Annotated in this window: 22 protein-coding genes and 1 tRNA gene; 2 read left to right on the top strand and 21 right to left on the bottom strand. The window is 67.3% G+C overall.

Annotation, left to right across the window (positions count from 1 at the left end):
* Positions 1–19: 19 nt before the first annotated feature.
* The 15 genes from rpoB to EBN03_RS19985 form a co-directional block, all read right to left on the bottom strand.
* Positions 20–3,526, bottom strand: coding sequence for a DNA-directed RNA polymerase subunit beta (gene rpoB, locus EBN03_RS20055; RefSeq protein ID WP_122189591.1), 3,507 nt, complete (start codon positions 3,524–3,526; stop codon positions 20–22).
* Between the two features lie 404 nt (positions 3,527–3,930).
* Positions 3,931–4,902: a hypothetical protein gene (locus EBN03_RS20050; protein ID WP_122189590.1), complete on the bottom strand. Its 972-nt coding sequence runs from the start codon at positions 4,900–4,902 to the stop codon at positions 3,931–3,933.
* A gap of 9 nt (positions 4,903–4,911) precedes the next feature.
* Positions 4,912–5,658, bottom strand: coding sequence for a hypothetical protein (locus tag EBN03_RS20045; RefSeq protein WP_147471644.1), 747 nt, complete (start codon positions 5,656–5,658; stop codon positions 4,912–4,914).
* Between the two features lie 88 nt (positions 5,659–5,746).
* The gene (locus tag EBN03_RS20040; protein WP_122189588.1) at positions 5,747–6,985 is read right to left on the bottom strand and encodes an MCE family protein; all 1,239 of its coding nucleotides are present in this window, start codon (positions 6,983–6,985) and stop codon (positions 5,747–5,749) included.
* Entirely contained in the window at positions 6,982–8,202 is a 1,221-nt protein-coding gene (locus EBN03_RS20035) for an MCE family protein (protein WP_233608475.1), read from the bottom strand. The genes EBN03_RS20040 and EBN03_RS20035 overlap by 4 nt, the downstream gene beginning before the upstream one ends.
* The gene (locus tag EBN03_RS20030) at positions 8,199–9,464 is read right to left on the bottom strand and encodes an MCE family protein (protein WP_122189587.1); all 1,266 of its coding nucleotides are present in this window, start codon (positions 9,462–9,464) and stop codon (positions 8,199–8,201) included. The genes EBN03_RS20035 and EBN03_RS20030 overlap by 4 nt, the downstream gene beginning before the upstream one ends.
* On the bottom strand, positions 9,464–10,474 hold the full coding sequence (locus EBN03_RS20025; protein WP_233608474.1) for an MCE family protein: 1,011 nt from the start codon (positions 10,472–10,474) through the stop codon (positions 9,464–9,466). The genes EBN03_RS20030 and EBN03_RS20025 overlap by 1 nt, the downstream gene beginning before the upstream one ends.
* Positions 10,475–10,591: 117 nt before the next feature.
* Complete coding sequence (locus EBN03_RS20020) at positions 10,592–11,662, bottom strand: MCE family protein (RefSeq protein ID WP_122189713.1); 1,071 nt, start codon at positions 11,660–11,662, stop codon at positions 10,592–10,594.
* Between the two features lie 17 nt (positions 11,663–11,679).
* Positions 11,680–13,029 carry an MCE family protein gene (locus EBN03_RS20015; RefSeq protein ID WP_267899300.1) on the bottom strand — a complete coding sequence of 450 codons (1,350 nt, stop codon included), beginning with the start codon at positions 13,027–13,029 and terminating at the stop codon, positions 11,680–11,682.
* Positions 13,029–13,895, bottom strand: a complete 867-nt coding sequence (locus EBN03_RS20010; protein WP_122189586.1) for an MlaE family ABC transporter permease — start codon at positions 13,893–13,895, stop codon at positions 13,029–13,031. Before EBN03_RS20010 ends, EBN03_RS20015 begins: the two co-directional genes overlap by 1 nt.
* A gap of 2 nt (positions 13,896–13,897) precedes the next feature.
* The gene (locus EBN03_RS20005; protein ID WP_233608486.1) at positions 13,898–14,617 is read right to left on the bottom strand and encodes an MlaE family ABC transporter permease; all 720 of its coding nucleotides are present in this window, start codon (positions 14,615–14,617) and stop codon (positions 13,898–13,900) included.
* Positions 14,618–14,703: 86 nt separating this feature from the next.
* Positions 14,704–15,768 (bottom strand): ABC transporter ATP-binding protein, encoded by a 1,065-nt coding sequence (locus EBN03_RS20000; RefSeq protein WP_122189585.1) that lies wholly within the window; start codon positions 15,766–15,768, stop codon positions 14,704–14,706.
* A 271-nt stretch (positions 15,769–16,039) separates the two neighbouring features.
* Positions 16,040–16,426, bottom strand: a complete 387-nt coding sequence (gene rplL / locus EBN03_RS19995; RefSeq protein WP_122189584.1) for a 50S ribosomal protein L7/L12 — start codon at positions 16,424–16,426, stop codon at positions 16,040–16,042.
* A 66-nt stretch (positions 16,427–16,492) separates the two neighbouring features.
* Positions 16,493–17,026 (bottom strand): 50S ribosomal protein L10, encoded by a 534-nt coding sequence (rplJ, locus tag EBN03_RS19990; RefSeq protein WP_122189583.1) that lies wholly within the window; start codon positions 17,024–17,026, stop codon positions 16,493–16,495.
* A gap of 329 nt (positions 17,027–17,355) precedes the next feature.
* Complete coding sequence (locus tag EBN03_RS19985; RefSeq protein WP_122189582.1) at positions 17,356–17,967, bottom strand: MarR family winged helix-turn-helix transcriptional regulator; 612 nt, start codon at positions 17,965–17,967, stop codon at positions 17,356–17,358.
* A gap of 100 nt (positions 17,968–18,067) precedes the next feature.
* Here EBN03_RS19985 and EBN03_RS19980 point away from each other — a divergent pair, with 100 nt between their 5' ends.
* The gene (locus EBN03_RS19980; RefSeq protein ID WP_122189581.1) at positions 18,068–19,495 is read left to right on the top strand and encodes an MFS transporter; all 1,428 of its coding nucleotides are present in this window, start codon (positions 18,068–18,070) and stop codon (positions 19,493–19,495) included.
* Between the two features lie 411 nt (positions 19,496–19,906).
* Positions 19,907–20,224, top strand: coding sequence for a hypothetical protein (locus EBN03_RS19975; RefSeq protein ID WP_122189580.1), 318 nt, complete (start codon positions 19,907–19,909; stop codon positions 20,222–20,224).
* A 76-nt stretch (positions 20,225–20,300) separates the two neighbouring features.
* On the opposite strand, the gene rplA is transcribed toward EBN03_RS19975, so the two are convergent.
* From rplA to EBN03_RS19945, 6 genes are all read right to left on the bottom strand, one after another.
* Positions 20,301–21,014 carry a 50S ribosomal protein L1 gene (gene rplA, locus EBN03_RS19970; protein ID WP_122189579.1) on the bottom strand — a complete coding sequence of 238 codons (714 nt, stop codon included), beginning with the start codon at positions 21,012–21,014 and terminating at the stop codon, positions 20,301–20,303.
* A gap of 93 nt (positions 21,015–21,107) precedes the next feature.
* A complete protein-coding gene (gene rplK / locus EBN03_RS19965) occupies positions 21,108–21,542 on the bottom strand; it encodes a 50S ribosomal protein L11 (protein ID WP_122189578.1) in 435 nt (144 codons plus the stop codon).
* A gap of 158 nt (positions 21,543–21,700) precedes the next feature.
* Entirely contained in the window at positions 21,701–22,477 is a 777-nt protein-coding gene (nusG, locus tag EBN03_RS19960) for a transcription termination/antitermination protein NusG (protein WP_122189577.1), read from the bottom strand.
* A gap of 147 nt (positions 22,478–22,624) precedes the next feature.
* Entirely contained in the window at positions 22,625–23,038 is a 414-nt protein-coding gene (secE, locus tag EBN03_RS19955) for a preprotein translocase subunit SecE (RefSeq protein ID WP_122189576.1), read from the bottom strand.
* A 33-nt stretch (positions 23,039–23,071) separates the two neighbouring features.
* A tRNA-Trp gene (locus EBN03_RS19950) sits at positions 23,072–23,144 on the bottom strand.
* Positions 23,145–23,365: 221 nt separating this feature from the next.
* Positions 23,366–24,421: a fused (3R)-hydroxyacyl-ACP dehydratase subunits HadA/HadB gene (locus EBN03_RS19945; protein ID WP_122189575.1), complete on the bottom strand. Its 1,056-nt coding sequence runs from the start codon at positions 24,419–24,421 to the stop codon at positions 23,366–23,368.
* Positions 24,422–24,436 lie beyond the last annotated feature (15 nt).

Genomic DNA, 24,436 nt, shown 5'->3' with positions numbered 1-24,436 from the left:
CCCCGGGAGACCGAACCCGTTACTGCGCGAGGTCGTCGACCGTGGCAGCTTCGTTGCGGGACAAGTTGATACCCAGGTTCGCGGCAGCGCGCTCCAGGTCCTCGTCCTCACCTTCCCGCAGCTCGATCGCCGCGCCGTCCGAGGACAGCACCTCGACATTGAGGCAGAGCGACTGGAGCTCCTTGAGCAGAACCTTGAACGACTCCGGGATACCCGGCTCCGGAATGTTCTCGCCCTTGACGATCGCCTCGTAGACCTTGACGCGACCGACCACGTCGTCGGACTTGATCGTCAACAGTTCCTGCAGGGTGTAGGCGGCGCCGTAGGCCTGCATGGCCCAGCACTCCATCTCACCGAAACGCTGACCACCGAACTGCGCCTTACCACCCAGCGGCTGCTGCGTGATCATCGAGTACGGACCGGTCGAACGGGCGTGGATCTTGTCGTCGACCAGGTGGTGCAGCTTCAGGATGTACATGTAGCCGACCGAGACCGGGTACGGGAACGGCTCACCGGAGCGGCCGTCGAGCAGCACCGACTTCCCGTTCTCGTTGACCATGACGTCGCCGTCGCGGTTCGGCAGGGTCGAACCCAGCAGACCCGCCAGCTCGGCGTCGCGGGCACCGTCGAACACCGGGGTGGCGATGTTGGTGTCCGGCTCCTGGCCGAGCATGTCGGCGGGCAGGTTCTTCGCCCATTCCGGCGAGCCCTCGACCTTCCAGCCGGCCTTGGCCACCCACCCGAGGTGGGTCTCCAGGATCTGGCCGATGTTCATACGACGCGGCACACCGTGGGTGTTCAGGATGATGTCGACCGGGGTGCCGTCGGGCATGAACGGCATGTCCTCCTTGGGGAGGATCTTGCCGATGACACCCTTGTTGCCGTGGCGGCCGGCGAGCTTGTCGCCGTCCTGGATCTTGCGCTTCTGGGCCACGTACACCCGGACCAGCTCGTTGACGCCCGGGGGCAGATCGTCGTCGTCGTCGCGCGAGAACACGCGCACCGAGATGACCTTGCCGGACTCACCGTGCGGCACCTTCAGCGAGGTGTCGCGGACCTCGCGCGCCTTCTCACCGAAGATCGCGCGGAGCAGCCGCTCCTCGGGGGTCAGCTCGGTCTCACCCTTCGGGGTGACCTTGCCGACCAGGATGTCGCCGTCGCGGACCTCGGCACCGATGCGCACGATGCCGCGCTCGTCGAGGTCGGCGAGGACCTCGTCGGAGACGTTCGGGATGTCCCGGGTGATCTCCTCGGCACCGAGCTTGGTGTCGCGGGCGTCGATCTCGTGCTCCTCGATGTGGATCGAGGTGAGGACGTCCTCTTCCACGAGGCGCTGCGACAGGATGATCGCGTCCTCGTAGTTGTGGCCTTCCCACGGCATGACGGCGACGAGCAGGTTCTTACCGAGGGCCATCTCACCGTTGTCGGTGCAGGGGCCGTCGGCCAGGACCTGGCCCTTCTCCACCCGCATGCCCTCGTCCACGATCGGACGCTGGTTGGCGCAGGTGCCCTGGTTCGAACGCTCGAACTTGCGCAGGCGGTAGCTGCGGCGGCTGCCGTCGTCGTGCATGACGGTGACGAAGTCGGCCGAAACCTCTTCGACCACACCGGCTTTCGCGTTGACGATGACGTCGCCGGCGTCCACCGCGGCGCGCAGCTCCATACCGGTACCGACCAGCGGCGACTCGGAACGGATCAGCGGCACGGCCTGACGCTGCATGTTCGCACCCATCAGGGCACGGTTGGCGTCGTCGTGCTCGAGGAACGGGATCATGGCGGTCGCCACCGACACCATCTGGCGCGGGGAGACGTCCATGAACGTCACCTCGGTCGGCAGGACGTATTCCATCTCCTCGTTGCCGCGGCGCGCGAGGACCCGGTCCTCGACGAAGTTGCCGTCGGCGTCGACCGGCGAGTTCGCCTGGGCGCGGACCTCACGGTCCTCCTCGTCGGCGGTCAGGTACACGACCTCGTCGGTGACCCGGCCACCCTCGACCCGGCGGTACGGGGTCTCGATGAAACCGAACGGGTTGACCCGCGCGTACACCGACAGCGAGCCGATCAGGCCGATGTTCGGGCCTTCCGGGGTCTCGATCGGGCACATGCGGCCGTAGTGCGAGGGGTGGACGTCACGGACTTCCAGGCCGGCGCGCTCACGGGACAGACCACCCGGGCCCAGCGCCGACAGACGACGCTTGTGGGTCAGACCCGACAGCGGGTTGTTCTGGTCCATGAACTGCGACAGCTGCGAGGTGCCGAAGAACTCCCGGATCGCCGCCGTGATCGGGCGGATGTTGATCAGGGTCTGCGGCGTGATCGCCTCGACGTCCTGGGTGGTCATGCGCTCACGCACGACGCGCTCCATGCGGGACAGACCCACACGCAGCTGGTTCTGGATCAGCTCGCCGACCGTCCGCAGGCGACGGTTACCGAAGTGGTCGATGTCGTCGATCTCGACCGGGACCTCGCGGCCCTCGGGCGCGGTCATGAAGCGGTCGCCCTGGTGCAGGCGCACCAGGTACTCGATGGTGGTGACGATGTCCTCGCGGGTCAGCACCGAACCGATGACCGGCTTGTCGAGGTTCAGGCCCAGCTTCTTGTTGACCTTGTAGCGGCCGACGCGGGCCAGGTCGTAGCGCTTCTCCTTGAAGAACAGGTTCTCCAGCAGGGTCTGCGCGGACTCCTTGGTCGGCGGCTCGCCCGGACGCAGCTTGCGGTAGATGTCGAGCAGCGCCTCGTCCTGGCCGGCGGTGTTGTCCTTCTCCAGGGTCGACATCATGATCTCGGAGAACCCGAAGCGCGCGACGATCTCCTCGCTGGTCAGGCCGAGGGCCTTCAGCAGGACGGTGACCGGCTGGCGACGCTTGCGGTCGATACGGACACCGACGGTGTCGCGCTTGTCGACGTCGAACTCCAGCCACGCGCCGCGGCTGGGGATGACGCGCACGCTGTGCAGCAGTTTCTCGGTGGTCTTGTCGATCTCCTCGGCGAAGTACACGCCCGGGGAGCGGACCAACTGGGAGACGACGACGCGCTCGGTGCCGTTGATGATGAACGTGCCCTTGTCCGTCATCATCGGGAAGTCACCCATGAAGACGGTCTGCGACTTGATCTCACCGGTGTTGTTGTTGATGAACTCCGCGGTGACGAACAGCGGCGCCGCGTAGGTCATGTCCTTTTCTTTGCACTCGTCGATGGACGCCTTGACGTCCTCGAAGCGAGGGCCGGAGAAGGACAGCGACATGGCGCCGGAGAAGTCCTCGATCGGGGAGAGCTCCTCGAGCACCTCCTCGATGCCACCGATCGGGTTCACGTCGCCGCGCGCGACAGCGCGTTCCCGCCAGTCGGGAGAACCGACCAGCCAGGCGAACGATTCGGTTTGCAGGTCCAGGAGACCTGGTACCTCTAGAGGTTCACGGATCTTCGCGAAAGAAACCCGCTTCGGGGCTCCGGGCACCGCGTACGCGCTACCCCCCGTGTTGGCCTTGGTCTGGGTGGAGACTGCCAAGATGCGTCCTTCCAGCACCTCACGCGAGCCGCTGGGGTGCCAGTACGTACGTGGCACCACAGCGACTGTCGCTTGTCTGCTACAGAGTGAGAGTCCCGCTGGTTGACACCCCGACGAACCCCGAACAGCAGAAAACGGAAGTAACACCGGTGGACGGTGGAACTTTCGTCGGCGAACAAGGTGTGGACAGGAGGCAGCCAGCGCAAAGACCAAACGTACACCCAAACAAAGGGGGTGTCAAAATACCACCCAACCCGAGCTTCGGGGAGCTACCACGCCGTCGATCTGTGGCGCTGGCTGCGCTCAGACGTTCGACAGCGTTCGAGCCGCTCGACCCGGCTGCTCTACCCCGGCTGGGTTGCCGTTGTTGTGAATAGCGTGACGGTTCGGGCGGGACTCGTCAAGTGGGGCTCCGACCCGGCTCAGCGGTCGGCGATCTCACTGGCGAGCCAGTGGCCGTTCGTCTTCTGCATCCGGAGCACGATCGGGCCGCTCGCGGTCTCTTGCGGCACCCCGTCCTTGGTCGCGCTTACCACCAGGTTGACCAATAGCTCGGCGTGATCGCCGGTGAGCATAGTCACACCGATCGGGTCCGCGGTAGCCGTCGCCGTGGACTGCGCCTGCTGGATCGCGGAGACCGTGGTGTCGGCGAAGGAGTCGAAATCGGTCCGCATCTTGCCGGTGACGACCTTGTGCACGGCGTCCTTGTAGCCGCCGACGGTCTTCGAGTCGTAGGAGTACACGGTCTGCAGCGCGTTGCGGGCTGCGGCGGTGACCTCCGCGGTGGCGGCCGGGTCGGCATAGGCGCGATTACCGCCGCCGGGCACGCCCGGACGGAACGCCGCGAGGACGGCGAACGCGGTGAGCACCGCGGCGGCCGCGGCGACCACGATCAACCGGCGGCCGGCCAGAGCGCCGGCGAAGGACCGGCCGCGGCGGGGGCTCGAGGCCACGACCTGCGCGGATGTGATCTCGTCGGCCGAGTTCGATTGTGCGGCAGCGATTTTCACCGTCGCATCGGCAGTGGATGCTTCAGCCACGGCGTCGGCCGTCAACACCTTCGCCGTGGCGTCGGCAGCCGCGGACACCGCCGTGGCGTCGGCAGCCGCGGACACCGCCGTGGCGTCGGCAGCGGCGGACACCGCCGTGGCGTCGGCGACGGGCGTTTTCACCGTCGCGTCGGCGACAGACGTGCTCACCGTCGCATCGACAGGCACTTTGACCGTCGCATCGGCAGGCGCTTCCACGGTCGCGTCCGTAAGGGACGCTTTCACGGTCGCATCCGCAGCGGGCGCCTGCACGGTGGCGTCGGCGCCGTTCGGCGCGCTGCCTCCGTCGTTAGCGGCGGGGCGCTTGCGGGGGGTGATGCGGTTGACGGGACGTCGGGTTGCCATTGCGGTCTCCTACGATCCCGGCGCCGGGGCCGGGGCGGGGGCGCCTGCGGACGGCGCGGGAGCATTCGGGTCCGGGGCGCCAGGCGCGGCCGGAGCGGGCGCGCCGGCACCCGGGGCGCCGGCGGCGGGCTTACCGGCTTCCAGCGGGACCAGCTGCCCGAGGGAATTGGCCTGGTCGGCCTTCCAGGTGCCGCCGGTGGCGGTCATGTCCAGCGTCCAGGTGGTGCGGAACATCTGGGCCGGCACACCCGGCGCGCTCTGGGTCAGCTGCAGCACCACGATGGCGGTGGCCTTGGTCCGTTCCGAGTCCAGTGAGGTCAGGGCCGAACCGAGGACCTTCGCGTCGACCTTCGCCTTCGACTGTTGCGCGGCCTGCTTGATCCGGTCCCGGTTCTGGTGCAGCTGATCGAGCATGTCCCCGGTCATCGACGACTGCATGGTGTCGATCGAGCCGTCGACATTGTCGGGGTTCATCGACGAGAGGTTGATCGCCGCCTGCCGGGCCGCGTCCAGCGCGCTGTCGCGCGCCGCGGCCCGCGGGCCGTCGGTGAACCACATCGCGCGCGCCCAGCCGACCCCGAACCAGCCGGCGGCCACCAGCGCGACCACCGCCCAGACGGCCGCGGCCGCCGTCGCGACGGTCCGCAACCGCGGGGTCACTTGTGCCGGGCGGGCCGTGGGGCTCGCGGAATCGATCGCCTCGGCCGCGTCCGTCGCCTCTGCTTCGGACGACCGGGTCTGCGCCTCAGAACTCACCGCTGCACCCTATCCGGTCTGCTCAGACCTATCGCGCACCCCCGAGCAACAGCCCGGGCGGTACCCATTCCAGCGTTGTCGACACCCACTACTTCTGGGTGACGCCGATGAGCGGCGCCAGCTGACTGGCCAGCGGGGCCAGGTTCAGCTTGTCGGGGTCGACCTTGGGGGTCTCGTCCCAAGGCTGCGGCACCAGCGGATCGGCCAGGTTCGCCCGTTCGCCACCGCGGACCGCGGTCACACTGCCTTGCGGCACAGCGCATTTGGCGTCGGTATTGAACGGGAAGTCGTCCCTGGTGTCGTCGAAGTCGGGGTTCTGCGCCTTCATCCGGTTCAGGATGGCCTGGGTGCCCTCGTAGCCGATGGTGCAGGCCGGCGGGTTGTTCGTCTCCAGCACCAGGCCGAAGTGGCTGGTGTTGTCGCCCGGCGCGGTCATCGAGCCACCCCACGACAGGATGGGCAGCATCTGCAGCAGCGGCCGCAGCGCGTAGTACTGCGGCGAGACCGCCAGCAGCAGCTGCCGCAGGTTGGCCAGGTCCGTAGTAAGCGGGGCACCGCTGCGGGTGAGCAGGGTGCCGATCTCGTTGCCGGCGTCGGTGCCGGTGCCGATCAGCCGCCGGATGTCGGGGTCGTTGCTGCGCAGCTGCGCGGCGACCTTGTCGAGGCCGTCACTGAATTGCAGGATGGCCGGCGACTGGTCAGCCTGGGTCTGCAACACGATCTGGGCGTCGTGGATCAGCTGCACGGTCTGCGGCAGATTCTCGGCCGCGGCCTGGCTCACCAGGTTCAGCGAGTCCAGCAGCGACCGCAGGTTGTCACCCTGGCCGTCGAACGCGCGGCCCAGTTCGGTGACCGTGGTCCGCACCGCGGCCAGATCGGTACTGGCCGCGAATCCGTTCACGCTGGCCAGCAGGTCTTCCACCTTCACCGGCAGCTGGGCACCGTCGATGACCGAGCCGTCGCGCAGATACGGGCCGCCGGCCCGCGCGGGCTGCAGGTCGACGAACTGCTCACCGATCGCCGAACGGTCCGCCACAACGGCTTTCGCGTCGTCCGGGATCTTCGGCTTGTTGGTGTCGAGGTCCAGGCGCACCACCACGCCGTCGGTGGTGACGTCGGTGGCACCGACCCGGCCCACCGGCACCCCGCGGTAGGTGACCTCGGCGCCCGGCGACACGTTGCCGGTGCGGGGCATCTCGACCTTGACGTGGTAGACCCCGAAGCCGAGCAGATGGTCCAGGTGGACGTAGTTGGCACCGACGTAGACGATGCCGAGCACGGCGATGATCACCAACGCCACCAACTGATTACGTACGAGGCGAGTCATCGCGGCGGCACCCCCAACTGGCCGAGGATCGAACCGATCGGGTCATCGGGCAGGCCGGGCGGCAGGACCGCCAGGCTGCCGGGCAGCGGCACCAGCGAGATCGTGGGCCAGCCCGGGCGCGGCCCGTTGCCGTTGTAGTACGGATTGTCCGGCGCCACCGGCACCGGACGGCCGACCGGCGGGATGTACACCGGATCCGGTTTGCCCACACCGAGATTCGACAGCGTGGTGCCGATCTGCAGATCGACCGACAGCCAGGTGTTCACCGAACCGCCGATCGCGGACTTGATCGCCTCGTCCGGGAACGGGTAGGTGGGGACCAGCGGGAACGCGGTCACCAGGTCCGGCGCGGACCTGCCCAGTTCCTGCAGTGTGGGGCGCAGCGCCTGCAGGTCGGCGATCAGATCGTCCTTGGACTTGTCCAGCACCGCGAAGCCGGCCTGGCCGACCCGGTCGAGCTGGCTCAGCAGGCCGATCAGTTCGGGCCGCTGCTGGTCGAGGATCTTGATCCCGGCCGGCAGTTCGTCGAGGATCTTGCCGAGCTGCTGGGTCTGCCCGCTCACTCGGGTACTGAGGGTGTCCAGGCTGTCGAGCGCGTGCTGGATGTCACCGATCTGGGTGTTGAGGCCGTCGATCAGGGTCTTGGCCTGTTCCAGCAGGTCCCGGGTCTGCTTCTCGTGACCGTCGAGCGCGGTGTTCAGTTCGGTGACGATCGGCTTCAGCTGCGCGATCCCGCCGCCGTTGAGCAGCAGTGACAGCGCGCCGAGCACCTGCTCCACTTCGGTTGCGGTGCGGGTGTTCTCGATCGGAATGGTGGCGTGGTCGGCGAGCTTCGCCGGTGCCGCCTCCTTGGGCGCGGACAGCTCGACGTACTTCTCGCCCAGCAGGTTCGACTGCTTCACCTCGGCGTGCGCGTTGGCGGGCAACTGCACCGAGGAGTTCACGACCAGATGCGCGACCGCGGTCCAGCCGTCGCGGCCGATACCCAGCGACTGCACGCGGCCCACCGGCACGCCGTCGAGCTTCACCGCCGACTGCGGTACCAGGTCGAGCACGTCGGCGAAGTCGGCGTCGATGTGCAGCGGGTGCGAGCCGACATCGGCGCCGCCGGGCAGCGGCACGTCGTAGATGCCGTGGCTGCCGCAGGCGGTGACCAGCAGGCTCACCGTGCCCAGCACGGTGGCCGCGCCGGCGGTACGCACGCGACGGGCGGTCACTTCGGGCCTCCCTGCGACGGCGGCAACCGATCCGAGGGCGTGCCCGGTACGGTCCCGGGTACGGGGTTGCGCTGGATGTTCTCGTTGCTGAGCACACCGAAGGGCAGGATCAGCGTCGGCGACTGCACGGCGGCGGTCACCGCGCCGGTGATGTTCTTGCAGTTGTCGATGATCGGCCGCATCTGCTTGCCGAGCGCCTCGAACTGCGGGTCGCCGGGTCGCAGTTGCCCCAGGTCGATCAGCTTGCACATGACGCCGAACGGGTCCTGCAGGTCGGTGAGGTTGGCGCGCATGTCCAGGGTGCCGGACTCACCGTTGTGCACGTTCACCAGGTTGCTCAGTGCCAGTGGCAGTTTCGGCAGCGCGGCGGCCAGGTCGGCCCGCTGGTCGGCCAGAGTCTGGGTGAGGGTGGTCAGCGCCTGCGCGTTGCCGGCGATCTGATCCTGGTTCTCGCTGATGTAGCGGGCCACGTCGCCGAGCGCAATCGACAGCAGGTTCAGCGACTGCCCGAGGTCGTCGCGTTCGGTGGCGAGGAAGCCGGCCAGGCTGGCCAGCTGCCCGTTGAACGTGCGCACGTCGCTGTCGTGCTGGGCCAGGGTGGTGACGAAGGTCTGCAGATTCTTGACCGTGTCGAACAGGTCGCCACGCGAATCCGACAGGGTACGAGCCGCTTTGGACAGCTGCGTCATGCTCGCGGCGAGCGCGTCGCCGTTACCGGCGAGGTTCTCGGCGCCGCTGCGGACCAGTTGGTTGAGGGCGCCGTCCTTGTTGGCGCCGTTGGGCCCCAATGCATCCGAGAGTTGCGTGATGCTCTGGTACAGCCGGTCGACCTCCACCGGAGTGGCGGTGCGGTCGCGCGGAATCGTCGCGGCGCGAGCCATTTTCGGGCCACCGCGATAGACCGGGGTGAGCTGGATGTAGCGGTCGGACACCACCGACGGGGTGATCTGCGCGGCGCGGGCATCGGCGGGAATATCGAAGCCGCGGTCGACCTTCAGCACCACCTTCACCTGATCACCCTGCGGCGTCACCGAATCGACCTTGCCGACCGGCACACCGAGGATCCGCACGTCGGAACCCTGGTAGATACCGACCGAGCGATCGAAGTACGCGGTGATCTTGGTGGTGTTGTAGGTGTCGTAGATCCACCACGCCGCACCGCCCAGCACCAAGGCGCCGACCAGCACGAACGACAGGACGATCTTGGTGCCGCGGCTGGAGTTCCGCAGCTTGGTCAACAGGTCACGCGGATGGGCGTTCATCAGTTACCTCCCAACGCGCGAACCGGCGGCCGGTCGCCCGGAACCTCGGGCAGGGCCGGCGGGGTCAGGTTGACGATGACCGCGTCGAACCAGCGACCGGTACCGAGCACGCTGGCGTACAGGCCGTAGAACGGCGCCGCCAGGCTCAGGGTCTTGGACAGATCCTGCTGGTGGGCATCGAGCATGTCGATGGCCTTCTTCAGGTTCTCCAGCGCGGGCGTGGTCTGCTGCTCGTTGTCGGCGACCAGCGCTGTCAGTTCCGCGGACACCGTCTTGGCGCCGGTGAGCAGCTGCTTGATCGACTGCTGACGGGTGTTGAGTTCGGTGAGCAGCTGGCCGCCGTTGGCGATCAGCCGTTCGAACTCGGCATTGCGGTCGGCGAGCACCTTGGTGGTCTTGCTGGTGGCGGCGAACAGCTGCTTGAGCTGGTCGTCACGCTTGGCCACGGTCTCCGACAGCCGCTCGACACCGTCGATGGAACTGCGGATGTCGGCGGGCGTGCCGGAGAAGGCGTCGGCCAGTACCTGCATGCTCTGCGCCAGCTGGGCGGTGTTCGTGTTCTCGATGCTGCTGGCCGCGTCGCTGAACGCGTCCACCACGTCGTAGGGAGATACCGTGCGCGACAACGGAATCCGCTTCGACGGATCCGCCACCTTCGTACCCCGCGGGTCGAGCGCCAGGTACTTCTGCCCGAGCAGCGTCTTGATCTGGATCGACGCGGTGGTCTCGTCCCCGATCCAGGCATCCTGGGTGCGGAACTTCACCAGCACCCGGTCGCCGTCGAGGGATACACCCGACACCGAGCCGACCTTGACCCCGGCGATCCGCACCTCGTTACCGGCGTGCAGACCCGCGGCCTCGGTGAACTCCGCGGTGTAGGTGACCCCGGCGCCGATGATCGGCAACTTGTCCACATAGAACGCCGACAGGGTGATCAGCACGGCCATGAAGGTGCCGAGCGCGCCGATGAACGCGGGGCTGCGCCGGCCCAGCAGTACGCGGTCATCCATGAACGGTCACCCCCTCCGAACCCATGTGATCAGGAAATCCCGCGAGCGCGCCGGAACACAAGCCCCGGTTGCGGACCCGGCCGCGGCGCCCGCCGGGGATCGTGCTGTATCGGTTCCTCATCCGCGACCGCCCTTTCCGTGACAGCGCGGCGCCGGGTTGGTGTAGAGCGGCTGGTTCACCGTGGGCAGCGCGGCCGGCACCGAGAGTTGCGGCGCGGACTGCGCGCCCGGGCCCGCCACGATGTCGATGCCGCAGAGGTAGAACTGGAACCAGGAGCCGTAGCTGGCGGCCCGGCCCAGCTTCTCCAGCTTGATCGGCAGGTTGGTCAGGGCCTCGTTCACCTCGGGCGAGCGGTCGTCGAGGGTGCCGGTGAGCTGGCTGAGACCGGCGATCGAACCCTGCAGGGTCGGCCGGGTCGGCACCAGCAGGTCGGCGGTGGCCGAGGCCAGGTTGCCCAGCGAGGTGACCGCGGAACCGATCGTCCCGCGTTCCGCGGCCAGGCCGCTGACCAGAGCCTCGGTGTTCACGATCAGCTGGTCGAGCTGGTCGTCGCGCGCGTTGACGGTGTCGAGGATGTGGTTGAGATTGGTGACCACCGAACCGATCACGGCGTCCTTGTCGGCGATCTTGTTGGTCAGCGAGGCGGTGCTGGCGACCAGGTCGTGGATCGTCCCCGACTCACCCTGGAACACCTGGATGATCTCGTAGGACAGTTTGTTCACGTCGTCGGCGGTCAGCGTCTGGAACAGCGGCCGGAAACCGTTGAACAGCGTGGTGAGGTTCAGCGCCGGATGGGTCTGCTCGAGCGGAATGGTGCCGCCCGCCTTGATCTTTCGGCCCTGCTCCCCCGGCCCCTGCTCGAGCGCCAGATACCGCTGCCCGACCAGATTGCGGAACCGGATGGTCGCGGTGGTCGACGCGGGCAGCCAATTACGGTCGGACACATCGAAACTCACCTCGGCCAGCGACCGGTCGACGATCCGCACGTTCTTCACGGTGCCCACCCGGACACCCGCGATCCGCACGTCGTCACCCGGGTTCAGCGAGGTGGCGTCGGTGAACCGGGCCTTGAATTCGGTGCCGCCGCCGGAATAGTTGGCGATCGTCAAGCCCAACAGCCCGGTCGCCAGGACCGTGACCACGACGAAGATCGCCAGCTTGGTCAACGGGCCGCCCAGCCCGCGCAGCAGCTCGGTACGGAACCTCACTTCACACTCACCTCGCTACCGCGCAGGGCGGGTGCACCGATCCGGGTCACCCAGGTCGGCACCTGGTCCGGCGACACCCCGTTGGCGGCACCGTAGATCGCGCCCAGCGCCTGGGTCTCGGCCGGCGAACCGATCATGGTCGTGGCCTGCGGCCCGAAGACCGAGAACTGGGCGGCCGGCAGCTGCCCGGCGTTCTGGTCGCCCGGGTTGCGGCTCGGCGGCTGGTAGGAGCCGTCGTTCAGCGGGCCCGCCGGGTACTGGCCGGCGTCATGGAACGGGGTCTCCGGGAAACAGACCGGGCCGTGCTCGTCGAACCAGCGTGGCTCGTCCTGGTTGGGCAGGTACCGGCCGCGCGTGTTGGTGAGCTGGATGCTCACCCGCGAACCCGGCAGGTCGGTGCCCTTACCGAAGATGTTGTCGATCCGCGGTTTCAAGGCCGCGAAGTTGGCCAGCGCGCACGCGTACGCGGGCGAGTACTCGGCCAGCAGCTGCAGTGCGGGCCGCGAGTCGGCGGCCACGTCGATGATGTTGTCGTGGTTGGCCGCCAGGAAGTCGGCGGTCTGCGCCGAGGTCGGGGTGAGCACCGCGTACAACGTGTCGATCTGCGAGCGCTTCTGGATCACCGTCGCGTTCAGCGTGCGCAGGTTGTCGAGGGTGTCGACCAGTTGCGGCAGCGCGTCGGAGTAGGTGTCGGCGACGGTGGCCAGGTTGTGCAGATCGCTCTGCAGCGCGGGCATCTCGCCGTTGATCCCGGTGAAGACCTTGTCGAGCCGGTCGATGGTGTCACCGAGGTTCTTTCCCTGCCCGACCAGCGCCTGCGACAGCGCACCGAGCGTCGCGCTCAGGTACTGCGGCGGGATCGACTGCAGCAGCGGCAGCACGTTGTCGAGCAACTCGGAGACCTCGATCGCGTTGCCGCTCACGTCCTGATGCAGGGTCGCGCCGGCGTGGATCGGCTCACCCGGCTGTTCCGGCCACACCAGATCCACGTAGCGCTCACCGAACAGCGTCTTCGGCAGCAGGCGGGCGGTGACGTTCACCGGCACCTTCTCGACCTTGCCCGGGTTCAGCGACAGGTGCAGCGTGACCTTGCCGGCCTCGGAGTCGCTGGAGCGCACGGTCCCGACCGTCACGCCCCGCACCTTCACGTCGGCGTCGCGGGTGAGCGCGTTGCCGACCGAGTCGGTGATCAGGTCGACACGCATGTCGCTGACCCAGGTCTTGTTGTAGATGTTGATCGTCGTGTACACGAACAGCACGGCCATCACGAAGAACAGCACGCCGAGCGTCCGGATCCGAATCTTCTCCAGCCGGGCCGCCGCGGCCGGGCTGCGGCGCCGCGCCACTAGCCGGCCACCCTGACCGTGGTGGTGGTGCCCCAGATGGCCAGACTCAGGAAGAAGTCGAGCACGTTGATCAACACGATCGAGGTTCGCACCGCACGGCCCACCGCCACACCGACCCCGGCCGGGCCGCCGGTGGCGTTGAACCCGTAGTAGCAGTGGATCAGGATGATCACGAACGCGAAGACCAGCACCTTGAGGAACGAATACAACACGTCCTCGGCCGGCAGGAACAGATGGAAGTAACTGTCGTAGGACCCGCTGGACTGCCCGTTGAACCACACACTGATCTGTCTCGACGCCAGATAGGTGCCGAGCAGGCCGACCACGTACAGCGGGATCACCGCGACGAATCCGGCGATCACCCGTGAGGTGACCAGGAACGGCACACTCGGAACCGCCATCACCTCGAGCGCGTCGATCTCCTCCGAGATCCGCATCGCACCCAGTTGCGCGGTGAAACCACAACCGACCGTGGCCGACAGGGCCAGCGCCGCGACCAGGGGCGCGAGCTCACGAGTGTTGATGTAACCGGTCAGGAAGCCGGTGAGCACCGAAGTGCCCAGGGCGTCCAGGGCTTTGAAGCCCTGCAGGCCGACCACCACACCGACCGACATCGACATCATCACGACCACGCCGATCGTGCCGCCGATCACCGCGAGCGCGCCGGAACCGAAGGTGACCTCGGCCAGCAGCCGCGTCACCTCCTTGCGGTAGCGGACCGCGGTGCGCGGGATCCACGCGATGGCAGTCGAATAGAACGCCATCTGCTCACCCGCGCGGTCGACGACCTCGACCGGGCGATGCAAAGCCGCGCCGACCGACCGGGCGGCGCGGGAAGCGCGGGTACTGCGACGGGATACGACCATACTCACTGCCCCTTCGCCGGAACGACCTGCAGATACACCAGCGTCAGCAGCAGATTGACGAAGAACAACACCAGGAAGCTGATCACCACGGACTGGTTCACGGCCTCCCCTACACCTTTCGGGCCACCCTTCGGGTGCAGCCCCTTGTACGCGGCGATCACTCCGGCCAGCAGGCCGAAGACCAGCGCCTTGATCTCGCCGATCCAGAGGTCCGGCAGTTGCGCGAGCGCGGAGAACGACGCCAGGTACGCACCCGGTGTACCGCCCTGCAGCGCCACATTGAAGAAGTAGCCGCCGCCGATGCCGACCACCGCGACCAATCCGTTGAGCAGCAACGCGACCAGCATCATGCCGAGTACCCGGGGAACCACCAGCCGTTGGATGGGGTCGATACCGAGAACTTCCATCGCGTCGATCTCCTCGCGGATGGTCCGCGAGCCCAGATCCGCGGCGACCGCCGCACCGGCCGCGCCGGAGATGATCAGGGCGGTCACCACCGGCGCCGCCTGCTGGACGGTCGCCAGCACACTGGTCGCGCCCGTGAAGCCTTCCGCGCCCAACTGTTTGATCAGTGAGCCCGTCTGCAGTGCGACGACCGCACCGAACGGAATCGCGACCAGTGCTGCCGGGAGAATCGAGACGCTGGCGATGAACCAGGACTGCTCGATGAATTCACGCCATTGGAAAGGACGGCGAAAGGTCTTGCGCGCCACGTCGATCATCAACGCGTAGACCTTGCCGATCTCGGCGAACCCGGACTCGACCGGTGCTCGCCAACCAGCCGAAGTCTGAGTCACGGCTGCAGATACTACCCGTTTGCCCGGTTTTGACGAATTGTCTGGTCAAACGAGTTTCCGGCCTCCGTTGTGTACGCCGGCATAATCTGCGTCTGGCCCTCTTCCTCCATGGACTCCCGGATCGCCACCTGCGCCGAATGCGGCAGCGTGTGCAGGATTTCCATGACCCGCTGGCGGCGGCGCTCGACGGCCTGCCGGAACGGCATACCGGGCTGCGCCTTCATCTGCGGGATGATGCCCTCGATCTCCTCGGTGCCGGAGTCGTAGTGGCCGGCGTCGGCGAGCGCCTGCTCGCGCGCCATCTGCGCCTCGTCCTTCTCCTCCGACATACCGATCGGGCCGACCATGCGGCCGTTGAGGAACTGCTTGACCACCGGCTCGTCGGAGGTGAGCAGCACCTCGCGCGGGCCGAACATGACCAGCTGGCGGCGGAACAGCATGCCGATGTTGTCGGGCACGGTCCGGGCCAGGTTGATGTTGTGGGTCACGATCAGGATCGTGGCGTCGATCTGCGCGTTGATGTCGATCAGCAGCTGCGCCAGATAGGTGGTACGAACCGGGTCCAGACCGGAGTCCGGCTCGTCGACCAGGATGATCTGGGGGTCGAGCACCAGGGCGCGGGCCAGGCCGGCTCGCTTGCGCATACCGCCGGAGATCTCGCCCGGGAGCTTGTGCTCGGCACCGAGGAGACCGGTGAGCTCGAGCTTCTCCATGACGATCTTCTTGATCTCGGATTCGCTCTTCTTGGTGTGCTCGCGCAGCGGGAACGCCACGTTGTCGAACAGGTGCATCGAGCCGAACAGCGCGCCGTCCTGGAACAGGACGCCGAACAGCTTGCGGATCTCGTAGAGCTCCTTGTTCGAGCAGGTGGTGATGTCGGTGCCGTCGATGAAGATGGAGCCGCGCTCCGGGCGCAGCAGGCCGATCAGCGACTTCAGGAAGACCGACTTACCGGTACCGGACGGGCCCAGCAGCGCGCTGACCTCACCGGAAGGCAACGTCAGGGAGACGTCCTGCCAAATGCGCTGCGAACCGAAAGACTTGGTTACACCCTCGGTCCTGACCTCGACGCCCACGCCTTACCTCCACAAGCTTCTGATGACACGCCCCTCGACCGATGTCATCGCATTTAATTAGCGCAGCTGTGACGCGCCGCACCGAGTGCGGCTCACTGTATCGCATGAAACGGACACTGCCCAGCTTAGTCAGCGCCACACTCGGCACTGCGAAAGCGATGGGGTCACAAACCACCTGATCGAAATACCCGCGCGACCGGTTCCACAAACGACGAACGGGCGGTCCCGAAGGACCGCCCGTTCGCGCAGGAACGTCGTATTCGACCGAACCTTACTTGACCGAAACCTTGGCGCCGGCCTCTTCCAGCTTCGCCTTGGCGGCCTCGGCGGCCTCCTTGGCGACCTTCTCCAGGATCGGCTTCGGGGCACCCTCGACCAGGTCCTTGGCTTCCTTCAGGCCCAGGCCGGAGACGATCTCGCGGACCACCTTGATGACCTGGATCTTCTTGTCGCCGGCACCCTCGAGGATGACGTCGAACTCGTCCTGCTCCTCGGCGGCCTCGGCCGGAGCGGCGGCGCCACCGACAGCGGCGACGGCGACCGGAGCGGCCGCGGTGACCTCGAACTTCTCCTCGAACGCCTTGACGAAGCCCGAGAGCTCCAGCAGGGTCATCTCCGAGAAGATGTCGAGCAGTTCTTCGGTGCTGAGCTTAGCCATGATGGCTCCTTTCGATTGGGCTCTCCACCAGCCGGTTCCGGCGATGGAGAAAGTTGGTGGGGTGGTTTATTCGGCGGTCTCGCCGGCAGCGGCCTTCTTGTCGGCCAGTGCCTGCGCCAGGCGGGCGACCTGCGAGGCGGGGGCGGCGAACAGGCCGGCGGCCTTGTTCATGTTGCCCTTCATCGCGCCGGCCAGCTTGGCCAGCAGGACCTCGCGGGACTCCAGGTCGGCGATCTTCTCGACCTCGGCCACGGACAGCGCGGCGCCGTCCATGTAGCCGCCCTTGATGACCAGCGCCTTGTTGTCCTTGGCGAACTGCTTGAGCGCCTTGGCGGCGTCGACCGGCTCACCGTGGATGAAGGTGATCGCGGTCGGGCCGACGAAGAGCTCGTCCAGGCCAGCGACGCCCGCCTCGGCGGCCGCCAGCTTGACCAGGGTGTTCTTGGCGACGGAGTAGGTCGCACCAGCGCCGAGGGCGCGACGCAGCTCGGTGAGCTTGCCGACGGACAGGCCGCGGTACTCGGTGACGACGGTGGCCGTCGACGACTTGAACTGCTCGGCGATCTCCGCGACCGCGGTGATCTTTTCGGGCTTTGCCATACTTCGCCTCCTCTCTGGATGTCGGTTCCTGATGTACTACCGACTCACGAGGGGCCTCCGGGAGGAAACAGTCCCGGCCGGAAAAGCAAACGGCCCCGGACGCAGGGCGTTCCGGGGCGATAAGAATCAATTCGAGCTCACGCTCGGTTGTTTCCCGTCCTCGGCTCTCCCTGCGTGGGCCGCCGGCTTCATGGCCGGACCTTCGACTGCCCGGGGGCAGCGACCTACGGTCTTCGGTAGAACGATGGGGGTGGGCACCGAACTGGCCGGTGACCGTTGTCCAGAGTAACGCACCGGGCCCCATCTGCCAAAACGGGGGTCGGCCGGGCTCAGCGCGCGGCCGCCGGGTCGCCCTGACCGACTGCGGGACCGAGCAATTGAGCGCGTTCGCCGTGGGCGGTGAAGTCGTCGACCATGCGGTGGCTCAGCCGGGCGACGATCGCCAGGTCCTCGTCGCTCCACTCGGCGAGGGCCTCGCGCATGGCGTTGCGACCCGCGGCGTTGATGGCGTCGATCACATCCCGGCCGGCCGGGGTCACCCGGATCTGTTGTGCGCGACGGTCGTCGGGGTCGGCGTCGCGACGGACCAGACCCGCCTCCTCGAGCCGCCGCACCTCCCGCGTCACGTGTGGTGCTTCGACGTCGAGCCGGGCGGCCAGCTCCCCCAGCCGCATCGGTTCACCGGTCGCGACCAGCACCCCGAGCAGCTGGCTACCTGCGCGTTCGATGGCGACACCGGCGGCGGCGGCGATCCGGCCGTGCCGCCGGGCGCGGGTCCACAGGTAGGACATGCGGGTCAGGGCCTCCTGCAGTTCGCGCAGTGCGGCTTCCGGGGGCTCCCGCCGGGCGACCCGGTGCGACGCACCCGCCGGTAGCCGGCCGTGGTCGTGCTCGGCACGGTCCGGTCGGCGGGAGGTGGGGTTGGCGTTCGGGTCCGGCATGCGGTAATCATAGGACTCCTATTACTTAACTTAGGTAATTACAACTCCGGAAGCCCGGAGCTGGATCTGCGGCCGGCCCGGCCGGCGATGAGGAGCCCCGATGTCCACGACCGTCTCGCCCGAGGTCGCCACCCCGCCCCGCGCGGACAAACCCGCCCACCTCGGCGCGACCCTGTTCGCGCTCTGCGCCGCGGGCCTGGTGGTCTCGCTGCAGCAGACCGTGGTGATCCCGCTGCTGCCCCGGCTGCTGTCCCAGCTGCACACCGACGTCGGCGGCGTGACCTGGCTGTTCACCGCCGCCCTGCTCACCGGCGCCATCGCCACCCCGCTGCTGTCCCGCTTCGGCGACATGTACGGGAAGAAGAGCATGGTGCTGGCCTGCCTGACCCTGCTGACGCTCGGCTCGATCGTGTGCGCGCTGGCCGGATCACTGCCGATCTACATCCTCGGCCGGGCCCTGCAGGGCACCTCGGCCGCCATGATCCCGCTGGCCATCGGCATCATCCGCGACACCTTCCCGCGCGAACAGCTGACCACCGCCATCGGCGTGGTCAGCGGCACCATGGGCGTCGGCGGGACCGTCGGCATGCTGGTCACCGGCGCCATCGCACAGCACACCACCAACCCGCACCCGATCTTCTGGATCGTCGCGGCGATGGCCGCCGCGACCCTGGCGATCATCACGGTCACCATCAGCGACACCGGCGCCCGGCACGGCGGTCGGCCGGACATCGTCGGCGCACTGCTGCTGGCCGGCCTGCTGACCTGCCTGCTGTTGGGCATCAGCGAGGGACCCAGCTGGGGTTGGGGCTCCACGCGGGTCGTCGCCCTGCTGATCGGTGCCGTCGTGCTCACCGCGGTCTGGGTGGTGGCCGAGCTGAAGGTGGCGCAGCCACTGGTGCGGATGCAGCTGCTGGCGGGCCCGAAGTCGTTGTCGGCCAACCTGATCTCGGTGCTGCTCGGCTTCGCGATGTATGGATCCTTCACGCTCATCTCGAATTTCGTGCAGGCGCCGCACGACAAGCTCGGTTACGGCCTGTCCGGCTCGGTGCTCGACGTCGGCCTCTACGGTCTGCCCAGCACCGCGCTGATGACCTTCTTCTCCTTCCGCGCCGGACGCATCGTGGCCCGCATCGGCGCCGCGTACACGCTGGCCATCGGGTCGCTGTTCGCGGCGGCGTCGGCGGGCTGGCTGGCCGTGTCCAACGGGCACGTCTACGACATGCTGGCCTCGAATGCCCTGCAGGGCACCGGTTTCGGTATCGCCTACGCGGCGCTGGGCACGCTCGCGGTGCAGCACGTTCCGATGAGCGAGAGCGGTATCGCCTCCGGGATCAACTCGCTGGTCCGCACCACCGGTGGCGCGGTCGCCGGTGCGGTCACCGCGTCGCTGCTGTCGACCTTCACCATCACCGGTACCCACATTCCGGCCCTGCACGGCTACACGCTGAGCTTCGTGATACTGGCGGTGGCGGCCCTGGCCGGCGCCGCGGTCGCCGTGGGACACGGGCTGCGACACCGGGACTGACACTCTATATATCTGCGGCACAGCACGACCGGCGCGGAATTGGCCGAATATCCTTCTTACATAAGGTATTTCGGCACAATTCCGCGCCGGTTCCGTCGCCGGAAAACCCGGCGCGCAGCCGGACGAATTCCCACCCGGCGATCTCGTGAATCGTCGCCCACCGACGTGCTGAGAGGTTGCTGGGATCGGCCGATCAATCCCGGAATATGCGACCTATTGGACGCTATGCTGACCCCGTGGTCGAGGACAGCATCGACGGCAAGACCGTCTACGAGATCTGGCCGCCGGGGCGGATCGCCCCGGTCGACTGACCACAGCCCGGTCATCCCCCGCAAGCCCCCAAAATTTGGGGATTACCGCGTAATCCAGCATTGGTTACAGTTCGCTCACCCCTTGCGAACGGAGCTGTACATGAACCGAACTCTCACGAAAACCCTTGCCGCCGGCCTCCTGGCCACCGGCGTGTACACCGGGGCCGGTGTCGCCGGCGCCACACCGGCCGGAATCTCGTTGCAGCCCACCGACACCGCCGCGTCCGACACCGCCGGATCCTTCGCGACCGGCGCGGTATTGCCGTTCGCGTTGAGCGCCATGGCCGTCTGCAACGGGTTCACCTCCGCCGTCAACGCCCCGCCCCCGGCCAACCCGCTGCTCTGCTCGATCGCGACCGCACTCACCAGCCCCAGCGGCCAGGTTCTCGACAGCCCCAGCGGCGCGAACCTGTCCTGAGACACCACGCGCGAACGCCGAAGGGCCGGTACGGAATCCGTACCGGCCCTTCGGGTTTGCGTTACTACGCGGGTGCTTACGCGTCCTCTTCGGTGAGGTTGCGGGTGCGGTTCGGGTCCACCGGGATGCCCGGGCCGGTGTTCGTCGAAATCGTCACCTTCTTGACGTAGCGACCCTTCGCAGTGGAAGGCTTCGCACGCATGATCTCCTCGAGCGCGGCGCCGTAGTTCTCCACCAGCTTCTTCTCGTCGAAGGAGGCCTTGCCGATCACGAAGTGAAGGTTGGCCTGCTTGTCGACGCGGAAGTTGATCTTACCGCCCTTGATGTCGTTGACCGCCTTGGTCACATCCGCGGTGACGGTGCCGGTCTTGGGGTTCGGCATGAGGCCACGGGGGCCCAGCACACGCGCGATCCGGCCGACCTTGGCCATCTGGTCCGGGGTGGCGATCGCGGCGTCGAAGTCCAGCCAGCCGCCCTGGATGCGCTCGATCAGATCCTCGGCGCCCACGGCGTCGGCACCGGCGGCCTCGGCCTCGGTGGCCTTGTCGCCGACCGCGAACACGATCACACGGGCGGTCTTACCGGTGCCGTGCGGGAGGTTCACGGTGCCACGGACCATCTGGTCCGCCTTACGCGGGTCGACACCGAGACGGACCGCGACCTCGACGGTGGCGTCGGTCTTCTTGGTGGAGGTCTCCTTCGCCAGGCGGGTCGCCGCCAGCGGGGAGTACAGGGTGTCGCGGTCGACCTTGGCGGCCGCCTCGAGATAAGCCTTGCTTCGTTTTGCCATGTTGCTCTGTCCTGTTCAGTAAGTCAGCAGTGGTTGTCGGGCCTGGCCGGCCCTCCCACGGGATCCCCGACCGCGCACGCGCGGCCACGAGGATTACTCCGCGACGAGAATGCCCATCGAGCGCGCGGTGCCGGCGATGATCTTCGCGGCCTGCTCGAGGTCGTTCGCGTTCAGGTCTTCCTGCTTGGTCTTGGCGATCTCCAGGATCTGGTCCTTGGTGACCGTGGCGACCTTGTTGCGGTGCGGCTCGGCCGAACCCTTCTGCACACCGGCGGCCTTCAGCAGCAGCTTCGCGGCAGGCGGAGTCTTCAGCTTGAAGTCGAACGAGCGGTCTTCGTAAACCGTGATCTCGACCGGGATGACGTTGCCACGTTGCGACTCGGTCGCCGCGTTGTACGCCTTGCAGAACTCCATGATGTTGACGCCGTGCTGACCCAGCGCGGGGCCGACCGGCGGCGCGGGGTTGGCCTGACCGGCGGTGATCTGGAGCTTGATGAGCCCAGAGACCTTCTTCTTCTTCGGGGGCATCTTTCTTCCTTGGTTAGGTTTCTTACGGATTCCCGTAAGCCTGTCCGGGACATGTGCCCACGGCAAATGCCGTAGGCACAACCCGCTCAGTCTAGTCAGCGCCGTTCTGCGGCCCAAACCGGGTAGCTCGCCTCACGGCGAGGCGGACAAGCGCGCTACTAGATCTTCTCGACCTGGGTGAACGCCAGCTCGACCGGAGTCTCGCGACCGAAGATCGACACCAGCACCTTGAGCTTCTGCTGCTCGGCATTGATCTCGGAGATGCTGGCCGGGAGCGTAGCGAACGGGCCGTCCATGACGGTCACCGACTCGCCGACCTCGAAGTCGACCTCGATGGACGGCTTCACGATCGCCTCGGCGGCGGCCTCGCCGGTGGTCGCGGCGGCGGCCTTCTTCGGCTGCTGCTGCTCCTGCGGGACCAGGAACTTCACCACGTCGTCGATGGTCAGCGGGGACGGGCGCGAAGTGGCGCCGACGAAACCGGTGACACCGGGGGTGTTGCGGACCGCGCCCCAGGACTCGTCGTTGAGGTCCATGCGGACCAGGATGTAGCCCGGCAGCACCTTGCGGTTGACGTTCTTGCGCTGACCGTTCTTGATCTCGACGACCGACTCGGTCGGCACCTCGACCTGGAAGATGTAGTCCTCCAGGCCCAGGTTCTGGACACGGGTCTCGAGGTTGGTCTTGACCTTGTTCTCGTAGCCGGCGTAGGAGTGCACGACATACCAGTCACCGGGCGCGCGGCGCAGCGCGGCCTTCATCTCGGCGACCGGGTCTCCGGAACCGGCGGGCGCGTCGGCCGTCGCCTGCTCGTCGGACTCGTCCACGACGGTCTCGGCGGCGTCCTGGTCAGCCTCGGTGTCCACTGCGTCAGCCACGACTACCTCGTCGTCGACGGGGAATTCGTCGGATGTGCCGTTCTCCGGGGTGCTCACTGGGCACTCGCTTCCTGTGTCGTCACTAACTTCCTCTAGCGTGCCGGGGCCGAACTCCGCGGCCGCACCATCCGGTGCGCCCCCGCTCCGCCCACAGTGTGCTCCGCTCGTCCCGCTTCCGGGATGAACACCGGCGCCGCTGGTCAGCTAGCCGAAAAGCCAGTTGACACCCTGGGTGAACGCGATGTCCAGTCCCGCGATGAACGCGACCGTGAAGATCACGAACACCAGGACCACGACCGTGTAGGTGACCATCTGGTTGCGGTTGGGCCAGATGACCTTCCGCAGTTCCGCGACCACTTCGCGCAGGAAGATGATCAGACGCTGGATCGGGTTACCCGAGCCCTTGTCGGCCTTCTTCGCGGCCTGCTTGCCCTTGCCGGCTTTCGCCGCCTTGCCCGAGGGCCGGTCGAGCGTGGCCACCGAGCCGGAATCGCTTCCGGCGGCCTCGACGCGAGTCCGGCGAGACGACCGCTTACCGCTCGGCCGACTCACCGCAGCGGCGGGTTCGCCCTGGTCGGCGTCGTGCACGCCGCGGCGAATGTCCCGCTCGTCACCCACGTCGATCCTCTCTCGTCGCTGGACAATCCAGTGCAGGGGCGACAGGACTTGAACCTGCAACCTGCGGTTTTGGAGACCGCTGCTCTGCCAATTGAGCTACGCCCCTTCGGCTGGAACATATCCAGCACAAGGTGTTCTGTTCAGTTGTAAGGAGTGCGCTACACACACGCGCGCCGCTCCGACAATGGTACCGGTCCGGTGGAAACCACCGGGAAACCAGCCCCTTTCAGAGCAGCGCGCAGTTGCTGGCGACCCCAGAGACCCGAGTGTACGGTACGGACCCGCCGGGATGCCAATCGGCGGCCGCCGGCTGGCCACAGCAGGCCGTCAGCGCAGCTGGACCGTGGCGGTAGCGCGGCCGAAGATCTTGCGACCCTCGGATTTGGCGGTGATCGCGATGACGGCTGTCCGCGTCGCCGGATCGGTGGACTTCACCCGGCCGGAGAACTCGATCTGCGCCGGGGTGTCGACCGGGACGTACACCGGGCTGGTGAAGCGCACGCTGTAGTCCTTGACCGAACCCGGGTTGCCGAGCCACGACGTGATCGTCGCGGCGGCCAGGCCCATGGTGAGCATGCCGTGCGCCACCACGTTGTCCAGGCCGACCATCTCGGCGATGCTGTCGCTCCAATGGATCGGGTTGCCGTCGCCGGATACGCCCGCGTAGTTGACCAGATCGCCGCGCGTGATGCTGCGGTAGCTCACCGGCAGTTCGTCGCCGACCGCTACGTCCTCGAAGGCACGAGTCCCCGGGCCGGCGGTGACGACCGGCATGACCAGCGGGGCGCCCTCGGCCCGCATCGGGGCGGACGGCCGCTCGACCCGCGGGTTGCCGGTCATGCCCTGCACCAGCACGTTGTTGACCGCGCTGACGAGCTTCTCGTCGACCTCGACACTGGTCCGGCCGACCAGTGTGGTGTAGGCGACCATGACCAGCTCGTCACCCGAGGTGACCACATTGCGGGTCACGAGGATGTCGCCGCCGAACGCCTGGCGGAACGAGTGCAGGTACACGTCGGAGACCAGCCGGTCGCCGACCCTGATCGGGCGGTGGAACTCCAGGACCATGTCGGTCTGCATGATCTGGCTCAGGTCGTATCCGGTGACGATCTCTTCGAACAGGCGCATGTTCGCCTGGATGCCGACCTTGGAGAAGAAGGTGAGCGGCGCGATGAGCGACTCGTGACCGAACTCGGCGGCCCCGGCCTCGTCCCAGTGCGCCGGGTGCTTGTCCTGAACCGATCGCGCGTACTCGCGGATCTGCTCCCGACCGACCTCGAAGTAGTCCTCGACGCAGTAGTGGTGCCCGACGTGGGCCGCCGCATTGGCAGCAGGATCGAAGGCCGGATCTGCTTCCACGTCGATCTCGGTGTTGATGGTCACGAACGCTGTCCCTCT

The sequence above is a fragment of the Nocardia stercoris genome, from assembly GCF_003696265.1.
Lineage (GTDB): Bacteria > Actinomycetota > Actinomycetes > Mycobacteriales > Mycobacteriaceae > Nocardia > Nocardia stercoris.
This window is presented reverse-complemented; position numbering and strand designations above follow the sequence as displayed.

Bases quoted from the DNA above. Each gene is read 5' to 3' on its own strand.
- EBN03_RS20050 (WP_122189590.1), bottom strand. From the start codon at position 4,902: ATGGCAACCCGACGTCCCGTCAACCGCATCACCCCCCGCAAGCGCCCC.
- EBN03_RS20040 (WP_122189588.1), bottom strand. From the start codon at position 6,985: ATGACTCGCCTCGTACGTAATCAGTTGGTGGCGTTGGTGATCATCGCC.
- EBN03_RS20030 (WP_122189587.1), bottom strand. From the start codon at position 9,464: ATGAACGCCCATCCGCGTGACCTGTTGACCAAGCTGCGGAACTCCAGC.
- EBN03_RS20025 (WP_233608474.1), bottom strand. From the start codon at position 10,474: ATGGATGACCGCGTACTGCTGGGCCGGCGCAGCCCCGCGTTCATCGGC.
- EBN03_RS20010 (WP_122189586.1), bottom strand. From the start codon at position 13,895: ATGGTCGTATCCCGTCGCAGTACCCGCGCTTCCCGCGCCGCCCGGTCG.
- EBN03_RS20005 (WP_233608486.1), bottom strand. From the start codon at position 14,617: ATGATCGACGTGGCGCGCAAGACCTTTCGCCGTCCTTTCCAATGGCGT.
- rplL (WP_122189584.1), bottom strand. From the start codon at position 16,426: ATGGCTAAGCTCAGCACCGAAGAACTGCTCGACATCTTCTCGGAGATG.
- rplJ (WP_122189583.1), bottom strand. From the start codon at position 17,026: ATGGCAAAGCCCGAAAAGATCACCGCGGTCGCGGAGATCGCCGAGCAG.
- EBN03_RS19985 (WP_122189582.1), bottom strand. From the start codon at position 17,967: ATGCCGGACCCGAACGCCAACCCCACCTCCCGCCGACCGGACCGTGCC.
- EBN03_RS19980 (WP_122189581.1), top strand. From the start codon at position 18,068: ATGTCCACGACCGTCTCGCCCGAGGTCGCCACCCCGCCCCGCGCGGAC.
- EBN03_RS19975 (WP_122189580.1), top strand. From the start codon at position 19,907: ATGAACCGAACTCTCACGAAAACCCTTGCCGCCGGCCTCCTGGCCACC.
- rplA (WP_122189579.1), bottom strand. From the start codon at position 21,014: ATGGCAAAACGAAGCAAGGCTTATCTCGAGGCGGCCGCCAAGGTCGAC.
- rplK (WP_122189578.1), bottom strand. From the start codon at position 21,542: ATGCCCCCGAAGAAGAAGAAGGTCTCTGGGCTCATCAAGCTCCAGATC.